The organism is Flavobacterium palustre, assembly GCF_014639535.1.
GTDB lineage: Bacteria > Bacteroidota > Bacteroidia > Flavobacteriales > Flavobacteriaceae > Flavobacterium > Flavobacterium palustre.
This window is the reverse complement of sequence record NZ_BMGA01000006.1, coordinates 265,495-277,342: the sequence shown is the minus strand read 5'-3', so window position 1 is coordinate 277,342 and position 11,848 is coordinate 265,495. Positions and strand designations below refer to the sequence as shown.

Sequence of the window (11,848 nt, the reverse complement as noted above, 5' to 3'; positions counted from 1 at the left end):
AGTAACGGGGATGTATTAGAAGTTACAACTTCAAAAGAATGTGAGGGCATTTATGCCAAAACGATTACTTTGTTTGATTTGGTTAAAGCGGTTCCAAATCCTACAACTGGCCCGTTTGATATTTATTTACCAACGAATGACAGCTCAGTAGAAATAGGAATTTATACTGTCACTGGAATGCTAATTTCTAAATCGGTTTACACCATTGAAAATGGGAAAGTACATTTAGATTTAGGAAAAGAAGCTGCCGGAGTTTATTTTGTCAGAATACAATCGAATCCTTTAGAGACAATTAAAATCATTAAAAAGTAGTTTGCGATATGAAAAAAATAAGTTTAATTATATTGAGTTTTACACTATTTTCTTCTTGTAGCAGTGGTGGAGATGAGGGCGATGCCCAAACTCCACCGACTATTCCAGGTTTAGTTTATCCAACAAACAATTTGGTTTGTATAGACAATACAGTTGAATTTAAGTGGAATGCTTCATCAGATGCTCAAAATGATGCGATTACCTATCAACTGGATGTTGCCACAGATAATGTTTTTACTAAAAATGTAGTTACTTCAACGACTACCTTGCTCAGTAAGTCATTGTCTTTAGAGAAAGGGAAGTTTTATTATTGGCGGGTAAAAGCCATTGATTCTAAAAATAAATCAGATAAATACACAGCGGTATATACTTTTTTTACTGAAAGTCAGGGTATAGTAAACCATTTACCATTTATACCAGAAGTAAAGACACCAGTTTTGCATTCTAATGTTTCCGGTAGTTCAGCCATTTTAAGTTGGACAGCAGTAGATGCCGATAATGATAATTTGTCGTATGATGTGTATTTAGGAACTTCAAATCTCCCGACTCAAAAAGTAGCTTCCGATTTAATAACAGCTTCTTATGCAGCTTCTTCATTAACAACAGGAACAAAGTACTATTGGAAAATTGCTGTTAAAGATGGTAAAGGAGGAACTACAATCGGTCCGGTTTGGGATTTTATTGTTCAATAATCAAATTAATAACCACCAACCAATTTTTAAAAAACAATGAGGTCTTTGGCTTCATTGTTTTTTTAACCAACATAAGTTTTCTTAATTTAATTCAAGCTCACTATTGGGTTTTGCAAATAGTTTTATATAAAATTTATATTAAACATAAAAATGATTTAATTATTTTTTGTTTTGAATAAAAAAATAGCGCAACCGATTGTTTATTGTCATTTATCTGTATATATTTGTTTTATAAAAGAAAAAATTCCCGATATGGGTTTTTTTAAACAATTTTAAAAGTGTGATATTAACACTTTTGTTAATTGGTTTTAATGTATTTAAATTTCTCCTAAATATGGGACTAAAAGAGTTATGAAAAATTATTTAGTAAACATTCTGTTATTTTTTAGCATTTCGTTATTTGCTCAGGAAAGCGATTTAAAACTTTGGTATAATACCCCCTCTGGAAGTGTATGGGAAAATGCTTTGCCTATAGGGAACGGTTTTCAAGGAGCTATGGTTTATGGAAATGTGGAAAAAGAAATTTTTCAATTGAATGAAGGAACTGTCTGGAGCGGAAGTCCTAACAGAAATGATAATCCTAATGCTTTAGGTGCTTTGCCAGAAATTAGAAAACTCATTTTTCAAGGAGAATATAAGGCTGCTGAAAAATTGACGAATGAAAATATAATTACTAAAAAATCGCACGGTCAGACGTTTCAATCTGTAGGGAATTTAGAATTGAATTTTTCCGGTCAACAAAATTACACCAATTATTACCGCGAACTAGATATTGAAAAGGCTATTGCAAAAACGACTTATAAGGTAGATGGTGTTACCTATACCAGAGAAGCATTTACTTCTTTTTCGGATAGAATTTTGGTGATAAAACTTTCTGCAAATCAACCCGGGAAATTGTCTTTTTCAGCTGGATATTCCTCTCAACACAAGAAACAAAAAATAACTATTAATAGTACTAATGAAATCTCTCTAACGGGAACAACCAGTGATCTGGAAGGGGTTGAAGGAAAGGTAAAATTTAATGCACTTGCCAGATTTAAAGTAGAGGGTGGGAGTGTAAATGCTGATGTTAATTCTATACAAATTGAAAAAGCAAATTCTGTTGTTATTTACGTATCTATTGCGACAAATTTTATCAATTATAATGATATCAGTGGCAATGAAAATGAACTGGCAAAATCCTTTTTAGATAAAGCATTCGATACCAATTTTGATAAATTGAAAACGGCACACATTGCTAAATATCAAAAATATTTCAAAAGAGTAAAACTCGACTTAGGCAGTACAGCGGCAGCTAAACTACCAACAAATGAAAGATTGGCTAATTTCAGAAATGTTTCAGATCCCTCTTTCGTGGCTTTATATTATCAATATGGGCGATATTTATTGATTTCATCTTCACAACCTGGAGGTCAAGCTGCAAATCTTCAAGGGATTTGGAATAATAGTTTGAAACCTGCCTGGGATAGTAAATATACCATCAACATTAATACGGAGATGAATTACTGGCCGGCAGAGAAAACCAATTTGTCAGAAATGCACGAACCGCTTTTAAAAATGATTCGGGAATTAGCCGAAACAGGTAAAGAAACTGCCAAAGTAATGTATGGTGCTAGGGGTTGGATGGCACATCATAATACGGATATCTGGAGAATCAATGGTGCCGTTGATGGTGCCACTTGGGGAGTTTGGAATGCAGGTGGTGGTTGGTTAAGCCAACACATTTGGGAGCGATATTTATATACAGGTAACAAGGAATTCCTTAAATCTAATTACGAAGTTTTGAAAGGTGCAGCAACTTTTTATGCTGATTTTTTAGTAAAAGATCCAGTTAATGGCTGGCTGGTTGTAGCTCCGGGAAATTCACCCGAAAATGCTCCGGCAGCGCATCAAGGTTCAACAATAACCGCAGGTTCTACTATGGATAATCAAATCGTTTTTGATGTATTCAGTTCGGCGATAAGAGCATCGGAAATATTGGAAAAAGATAAAGAATTTGCCGATAGTTTAAGAACATTACGAAAAATGTTGCCACCGATGCAAATAGGAAAATACAATCAGTTACAAGAATGGATAGACGACATTGATAATCCTAAAGACAATCACCGCCATATTTCACATTTATATGGTTTGTATCCTTCCAATCAAATTTCTGCTTACAGGACTCCAGAACTTTTTGCTGCGGCAAAAAAAACGCTACTGCAACGTGGTGATGTATCAACAGGATGGAGTATGGGGTGGAAAGTGAATTGGTGGGCTAAAATGCAAGATGGGAATCACGCTTATACATTAATTCAAAATCAATTGACTCCACTTGGTGTAAATAAAGGTGGAGGAGGAACCTACAATAATCTTTTTGATGCACATCCACCATTTCAAATTGATGGAAATTTTGGTTGTACTTCAGGTATTACTGAAATGTTAATGCAAAGTTCAGATGGTGCTATTCAGTTGCTACCGGCTTTACCAGATGCTTTAAGCGAATATGGGGAAATAAGCGGTTTGAAAGCTAGAGGCGGTTTTGAAATAAAAGATTTGAAATGGAAACAGGGAAGATTAATTGCGGTAAGTATTCAATCTAATCTTGGTGGAAACTTAAGATTGAGAACTCCCAATGAGATTATTTTAAAGGATAATAAAAATTTGAAAAAAGCATCAGGAGTTAACTCAAATGTCTTTTATCAATTAGAGGAGATTGAAAAGCCTATTATTTCTAAAGAATCAGATATAAAATCTTTAGATATTAAGCCCTTTTATTTATATGATGTAACGACTGCGAAAGGTAAAACATATACTTTTTTAATTAAATAATTTTAGACTAATTCCTTTAAAATGAAATATAGAATTTTATATTGTTTGATTGTACTGTTTGCGGCTTCTTCTGTTTTAGCTCAAATGCAATCTTTTAACTTGAAAGAAGTAAGATTAAAAGACGGACCATTTAAAAAAGCACAGGATGTTGATCTTAAATATATTTTAGAACTTAATCCTGATAAACTTTTAGCGCCTTATTTATTGGCTTCGGGTATTCCTACAAAATCAGATCGATATGGGAATTGGGAAAGTATAGGGCTTGATGGCCATATTGGAGGTCATTACCTTTCTACATTATCGATGATGTATGCTGCTACGGGAAATACTGAACTTAAAAACAGATTAGATTACATGCTTTCTGAATTGGGACGTTGTCAGGAAAAAAACACTAATGGTTATGTAGGAGGAGTTCCTAATGGAAAAGTTTTTTGGGATCGAATTCATAATGGAGATATTGATGGCAGTGGTTTTGGATTGAATAATACTTGGGTTCCTATTTATAATATTCACAAACTTTTTGCAGGTTTAAATGATGCTTATCATTATACGGGTAGTGAAAAAGCAAAAGATATTTTAATAAAATTAGGAGATTGGTTTATTGAATTAATTCGTCCACTTTCTGATGAACAAATCGAAAAAATTTTAAAAACAGAACATGGTGGTATAAATGAATCTTTTGCCGATTTATATATCATTACAAAAAATAAAAAATACCTCCAAACAGCCGAGAAAATTTCTCATAAGGCTTTTTTGAATCCTCTGTTGAAAAAGGAGGACAAATTAACGGGGATGCATGCAAATACTCAAATACCTAAGGTTATTGGTTTTGAGAAAATTGCAACTCTTTCAGCTAATAGAGAATGGTCAGATGCAGTACAGTTTTTTTGGGAAAATGTTACGCAAAAGCGTAGTGTAGCTTTTGGAGGGAATAGCGTGGCTGAGCATTTTAATTCTATAGATGATTTTAGCGGTATGTTGAAGTCAAATCAAGGACCTGAAACCTGTAATTCCTATAATATGGAACGCTTGAGTAAAGCTTTGTTTTTGGATAAAAATGATGTGAGTTATCTTGATTTTTATGAGCGTACGCTTTATAATCATATTCTATCTAGTCAGCATCCTGAAAAAGGAGGATTTGTTTATTTTACACCTATTCGACCTAATCATTATAGAGTATATTCTCAACCAGAAACAAGTATGTGGTGCTGCGTAGGATCAGGACTTGAAAATCATACTAAATATGGTGAATTAATTTATAGCCATTCGGATAATGATGTTTTTGTGAATCTTTTTATTCCTTCAACTTTAAACTGGCAGGAAAAAGGAATACAGTTAGAGCAAACTACAAAATTTCCTTATGAGAACAATTCAGAACTTGTTGTAAAATTGAAGAATTCTAAGAGTTTTGCTTTGAATATTCGTTACCCAAAATGGGCTGAAAATTTCGAGATTTTGGTAAATGGAAAAGCACAAAAAATAACTACTAAACCTTCTACTTATGTTATCCTTACAAGAAAATGGAAATCAGGTGATAAGATAACGATTAAATTTAAAACTGCTACACATTTAGAAAGTCTGCCTGATGGCTCAAACTGGAGTGCTTTTGTCAATGGGCCGATTGTATTAGCAGCCAAAACTTCTACTGAAGGATTAGATGGATTATTTGCTGATAATAGCCGAATGGGACATGCAACAAGAGGAAAGTATATTCCTTTAGACAAAGCATACGCATTAGTGGGTGAAAAGTCAGCTTATGTTTCAAAGCTTAAGGAGTTGGGAAATATGCGTTTCAGTTTAGATTCATTAGAATTAGAACCTTTTTTTGAAGTACATGATGCACGTTATCAAATGTATTTTCAAACCTATTCAAAAGATGAATATAAAGAAAAGCAAGCATTATTGAAGCAACAAGAAATTGAGGCTATGGCTGTTGAGGCTAAAACAGTAGATAAAATAAATTGTGGGGAACAACAACCTGAAGTAGATCATTTTTATAAAGGCGAAAAAAGTAATTCCGGTTATGATGATGGTAAGTTTTGGAGAAGCACCCGTTCGTATATTTCGTATCAAATGCTGAATAAAAATAATCAGGGAAAGTTTTTAGAAATAAGTGTTTTAGATGATTTAAAAATAAATAAAATTGATATTCTTATTAATGAAAAGCCTGCTGATATAGTTTCTGTAGAAAAGAAAATGATTAGGATAAATATTGATAAACTTGAAGTTGTTGATGTTAAAATAACAGCTAAAGAAGGAAATAGTAGTCCGAGGTTTTATCAATTGAGAATTGTGAAATAAACGAATAAAATAGAGAGAGAAAAAATAACTGTGCCTAATCTATAATGGATTATAATAAATTAAAATTACTATGAAAAGTCGCAATATAATTTTTGCATGTATGGCTACATCATTACTCGGTGTAAGTTACGTTAATGGACAAAACAAGGTTACTCCAGAAAACAAGTCAGCCAAAAAGTTTGTACATCAATCAATAGGAAATCCATATCTTCCATTATGGGAGCATTTACCCGACGGCGAACCCCGAGTTTTTGAAGATCCGGATAAACCTGGAAAATTTCGCGCCTACATCATTGGTTCTCACGATTTGCGAATGACAAGTTATTGTGGGCCAGATATTCGAATATGGTCGGCTCCAGTAGAAGATCTTTCTAGCTGGAGAGATGAAGGACCTGCTTTTACGTATCAAATTGATGGACAATGGGATGTAATGTATGCTCCAGATCTGGTTGAGATAAAAAGAAAAGACGGCAAAAAAGAATACTATCTTTATCCGCACAGTCGTGGACAAAATAGAGAGGCAATGGTAGCCAAAGGAAGTCGCCCTGATGGCCCTTTTACTCCTGTCAATCTTACTCCTGATGGCAAACGTACTGTTCCGGGAAGCATTCTAGGTTTTGACCCTGCTGTTTATATTGAATACATTACTGACCCAAAAGATCCTGATTATAAAATTGGTTTTAGGGCTTATGGTTTCTGGGGTTTTCAGAAATCATCAGCAGCTGAATTAGATCAAAATACGATGTATTCACTAAGACCAGGAACTAAAATAATTGAACGACTATTGCCAGCCGGAAGACGTTACGGAGAAATTCGCGATCCTGAAGGAACTCAGTTTCCTCAAATTTTTAAGGGAGAAGATTTAGGAAAATTCAATTTCTTCGAAGCCTCTTCCATTCGCAAGATCGGTAATAAATATGTATCCATTTATAGCGGTTATTCTGGACCTGATTATGGAATAAGCAGTTCTAATTCTACCTTGCGTTATGCTGTTGGTGATTCGCCTCTAGGACCTTGGAAAATAGGTGGGGTTTTGGTTGATTCCCGCGCTCCAGTGTTGAATCAGGATGGTACTGCAATAACTACTTCAAATGCAGGTCACAATACACACGGTAGCATTGAACAAATAAATGGACAATGGTATGTGTTTTATCACAGGCCTCCAAGAGGTTTTGGATTTGCTCGCCAGGCTATGGTAGCTCCAGTAATGGTTACTTCAGACGAAAAATCGGTTGCTGAAGGAGGAACTGTATCCATTAGTATGTTCGATCCTTATTCAGAAAATAAATTTCCAACTGTAAAAGACAGCAAGGGAAATGAATACAAAGGGGCTGAAGTTACTTCAGAAGGTTTTCATATTTATGGGCTTAATCCGTATCAATATTATTCAGCAGGTTATGCTTCCTATCTTTCTGATAATAGTATTCAACAAGATTCTTGGGATATCTGGGACAACCATATGCCTATTACCAATGTGAAAAATGGTCATATTATAGGTTATAAATACTTCGGTTTTGGTGGACTCAAAAACAATAAAAACGGATTGAAAGCTTTTGAAGGAACAAAAAAAGGAAACAATACCGCATTCAATATTTTCCTTACTCCAAAAACAACAAAATCTTTTAAAGTTAATGTTTGGATAGATGGGCCTTGGGATAATGAAACTTGGAAAGGAAAAAAAATAGGCGAGATTATTGTTCCTGAAAATGCTTCACAAGACATTACAAAATATACAATTGATGTTTCAAAATTTGTAGATAATTTAGATAAAAAACACGCTGTTTATTTGGTAGCAGAAGCTAGTGGTACTGAATCTCTTTTTGATTTTACCGGTCTTGGATTCAGTTCTAATAAAAATAAAATTTCACGTCCAATTGCACCAAAAGTTAGCATTAATGTCGATGGAAAAGCAGTAACATTATCTGAAACTCCTGTTAGATCTACTGGAACAAATGGTATTGTAGGCTATGATGTTTATGAGGTAAAATACAAAATAGCATCTGGTACAACTGCTGTTCCTGTTGTTTCGGCTACAGCCAATAATCCTGTGGTAAAAATTACAGTTACACAGGCAGCTTCATTATCTGAAAATGCCATTGTGAAGTTTGATTATAATGGGGTAGTGAAAACCTATACTGTACAGTTTGTTTTAGAATAATGATTTTTAACAAAATGAAAACCCAAAAAAAAGTTGAACAATTAACAACCTGAATTAAGGATTTTTTATAAATATGGAATTTAAAGGTATAATTACAGCCATTGTAATTCTTGGGATGACTGTCATACAAGCTCAGAACCCAATTATAAAGGATGTTTTTACAGCAGATCCGGCACCATTGGTTTATAAAGATAAAGTTTACTTGTACGTAGGACATGATACAGCTTCAGTAGGGGTTGATAGTTATCAAATGCCTGATTGGCTGGTTTATTCTTCTTCAGATATGAAAAATTGGAAAAGCCATGGTCCACTTTTGGCACCAAAGGATTTTTCCTGGGCAGCCAAAGCGGCTAATGCAGCGCAATGTATTGAACGTAATAATAAATTCTATTGGTATATATCGGTTATCCATAAATCGGATCAAAATAGTAAAGGAGGAGTAGGAATAGGTGTAGCCGTTGCTGATAGTCCAACAGGACCTTTTAAAGATGCTTTAGGGAAAGCACTTATTACCAGTGATATGACTACCGATATGAAGCATTCCTGGGATGATTTAGATCCAACTGTTTTTATAGATGACAATGGACAGGCTTATATTTTTTGGGGAAATGGAAGCTGTAAATGGGCAAAGTTAAAAGATAATATGATTGAACTCGATGGTCCAATACATACGTCCAATCCTCAAAATTTTACAGAAGCTCCCTGGATTTATAAGCGTAAAGATATGTATTACTTAGTTTATGCTGCCGGAATGCCTGAGCGTGTAGAATATTGTACTTCTAAAAGTCCCGAAGGTCCTTGGGAATACAGGGGAATTATTCAGGATACCTCTGCTAATAGTTTTACTACACATCCGGGTATAGTAAATTTTAAAGGTAAAGATTATTATTTCTATCACAATGGTGCATTACCAACAGGCGGTGGTTACAGGCGTTCGGTTTGTATCGATTATCTCAATTATAATCCAGATGGTAGCATTCAAAAAGTGATACAAACTAAAGAAGGAGTGTTCTTGACTAAAACAAAATAAATTATGAAATTCAAAACTATTTTTACATGTCTTGTAATTTTTGGAATGACCAATATATTACAAGCTCAAAATCCAATTATCAGTGAAATTTTCACGGCTGATCCTGCCCCTTTGGTATATAAAAACACAGTATATCTTTATACCGGTCATGATGGAGCTACTTTAGAAGATACCAATTATAAAATGCCCGATTGGTATGTGTTTTCGTCTAAGGATATGGTAAACTGGACAAATCATGGTTCTAAATTATCACCGGCAACTTTTTCATGGGCTACAGGTGAAGCTTATGCCGCTCAGTGTATAGAACGAGGAGGTAAATTTTATTGGTTTGTTTCTACTTTTCATAAAAATGATGATAATAGTAAAGGTGGTGCCGCTATTGGTGTAGCAGTTTCCAATTCACCTTTAGGTCCCTTTAAAGATGCAATCGGTAAAGCATTAATTGTAAATGAAATGACTACCGATATGAAACATGCCTGGGATGATATTGATCCAACAGTTTTTATTGATGATGATGGTCAGGCTTATCTATTTTGGGGAAATGGAAGTTGTAAATGGGTAAAATTAAAAAAGAACATGATTGAGGTAGATGGAGGAATATCCACCTTTAAACCTAAGAATTATATTGAAGGTCCATGGGTGTATAAAAGAAAAAATCTCTATTATTTAGTTTATGCAAGTGCAGGAACTAAACCAGAAATGATAGAGTATTGTACTGCAACAAATATAGCAGGCCCTTGGACATACCAAGGAATTATTCAGGAAAATGTTACTAATAGTTTTACGACTCATCCAGGTATAGTAGATTTCAAAGGAAAATCTTATTTTATGTATCACAATGGATCGCTTCCTACAGGGGGCAGTTATAGACGTTCTATTTGTATCGATCAAATGTATTATAATCCAGATGGAACTATTCAAAAAATTATTCAGACAAAAGAAGGTGTAAAAGCTGTAAAATAAAGACTAAAATGAAAAAAAGATATAGTATTTTATTATTAGGTCTTATGACTCTTTTTGAAGTAAGAGCTCAGGAAAATAAGGCACATAATCCAATAATTTTTGCTGATGTACCTGATTTATCTATGATTAGAGTAGGTGATACCTATTATATGAGCAGTACTACAATGCACATGAACCCGGGTGTGCCTATAATGAAATCCAAAGATTTGGTTAATTGGAAATTAATCAGCTATGCCCACGATAAATTAGGAGATATAGATGAATTAAATCTTAATAATGGTAAAAGTACTTATGGACGTGGTTCCTGGGCTAGTAATATACGATTTCATAATAACATGTTTTATGTAACGACTTTTGCTCAAACCACTGGAAAAACTCATATCTACACCACTAAAGATATTGAAAAAGGACTATGGAAAGAAGTTACATTTAGTCCTGCTTATCATGATCATAGTATTTTATTTGATGATGATGGTAAAGTTTATATGGTCTATGGAAATGGAAAACTTTTTGTAAAAGAATTAAAGTCTGATTTATCAGGTGTTAAAGAAGGAGGATTGGATCAGGTTATGATTGAAAATGCAAGTGCTCCGGCAGGCGAGAATATCAATCTTGGAGCTGAAGGTTCTCAACTTTATAAAATAAAAGGCAAGTATTATTTGTTCAATATTGCCTGGCCAAGAGGAGGTATGCGCACTGTAATTATTCACAGGGCAGATAAAATTACAGGACCATGGGAAGGAAAAGTAGGTTTGCAAGATCAAGGTGTTGCACAAGGTGGACTTATTGACACACCCGACGGGAAATGGTATTCTTATTTATTTAGAGATGCAGGTGGAGTAGGTCGTATTCCTTATTTGGTTCCTGTTAAATGGGAAAATGGTTGGCCAATATTAGGAGAAAATGGTAAAGTCCCTGAATATTTAGATTTACCCGCCAGTAAAGGCTTAATTCCCGGAATTGTAAATTCGGATGAGTTTTCACGTAAAAATGGTGAAAAGGATTTAGGATTAGTGTGGCAATGGAACCATAATCCTAACAATTCTCTTTGGTCTGTTAAAGAGAAAAAAGGGTTTTTACGTTTAAAAACAGGAAGAATTGATACTGATTTTTTATTAGCTAAAAACACGTTAACACAGAGAACTATTGGTCCTGTATGTTCTGGTTCAACATCTTTAGACGTATCGAATATGAAAGAAGGTGATTTTGCAGGATTGGCTTTATTACAAAAAGATTATGGTTTAGTTGGTGTGAAAATAGAAAATGGACTTAAAAAAATTATCATGGTAAATGCTGTTAAAGGAAAAGCAGAGGAATTACAATCCATTCCATTGATTCAAAACACTGTATATTTTAAAGCAGAATGTAATTTTAAGGACAAAGCTGACTTAGGGAAATTCTTTTATAGCCTGGATGGGAAAAATTGGATAGCAATCGGTAAACCTATCAATATGCCATATACTATTCCTCATTTTATGGGGTATCGATTTGGGCTATTCAATTATGCAACTAAAAACATAGGAGGATTTGCTGATTTTGATTATTTCCATATTGAGGATAAAATTTCAAAGACAAATTAAT

8 protein-coding genes are annotated in these 11,848 nt (G+C 34.1%); all 8 read left to right on the top strand.

What is annotated here, in order from left to right; translation table 11 throughout:
• The coding region (locus tag IEV84_RS12625; RefSeq protein WP_188494624.1) for a T9SS type A sorting domain-containing protein at nt 1-312 on the top strand (312 nt) is incomplete at its 5' end.
• Nucleotides 313-320: 8 nt separating this feature from the next.
• Nucleotides 321-1,004 (top strand): glycoside hydrolase family 78 protein, encoded by a 684-nt coding sequence (locus IEV84_RS12620; RefSeq protein ID WP_188494623.1) that lies wholly within the window; start codon nt 321-323, stop codon nt 1,002-1,004.
• Between the two features lie 351 nt (nt 1,005-1,355).
• Nucleotides 1,356-3,815: a glycoside hydrolase family 95 protein gene (locus tag IEV84_RS12615; RefSeq protein ID WP_188494622.1), complete on the top strand. Its 2,460-nt coding sequence runs from the start codon at nt 1,356-1,358 to the stop codon at nt 3,813-3,815.
• 21 nt (nt 3,816-3,836) lie between these two features.
• A complete protein-coding gene (locus tag IEV84_RS12610) occupies nt 3,837-6,116 on the top strand; it encodes a glycoside hydrolase family 127 protein (protein WP_188494621.1) in 2,280 nt (759 codons plus the stop codon).
• Nucleotides 6,117-6,216: 100 nt separating this feature from the next.
• Nucleotides 6,217-8,274 carry a hypothetical protein gene (locus IEV84_RS12605; RefSeq protein WP_229732681.1) on the top strand — a complete coding sequence of 686 codons (2,058 nt, stop codon included), beginning with the start codon at nt 6,217-6,219 and terminating at the stop codon, nt 8,272-8,274.
• Between the two features lie 73 nt (nt 8,275-8,347).
• Nucleotides 8,348-9,304: a glycoside hydrolase family 43 protein gene (locus IEV84_RS12600; protein ID WP_188494619.1), complete on the top strand. Its 957-nt coding sequence runs from the start codon at nt 8,348-8,350 to the stop codon at nt 9,302-9,304.
• A 3-nt stretch (nt 9,305-9,307) separates the two neighbouring features.
• The gene (locus IEV84_RS12595; protein ID WP_188494618.1) at nt 9,308-10,267 is read left to right on the top strand and encodes a glycoside hydrolase family 43 protein; all 960 of its coding nucleotides are present in this window, start codon (nt 9,308-9,310) and stop codon (nt 10,265-10,267) included.
• Between the two features lie 8 nt (nt 10,268-10,275).
• On the top strand, nt 10,276-11,847 hold the full coding sequence (locus tag IEV84_RS12590; protein ID WP_188494617.1) for a glycoside hydrolase family 43 protein: 1,572 nt from the start codon (nt 10,276-10,278) through the stop codon (nt 11,845-11,847).
• Nucleotide 11,848 lies beyond the last annotated feature (1 nt).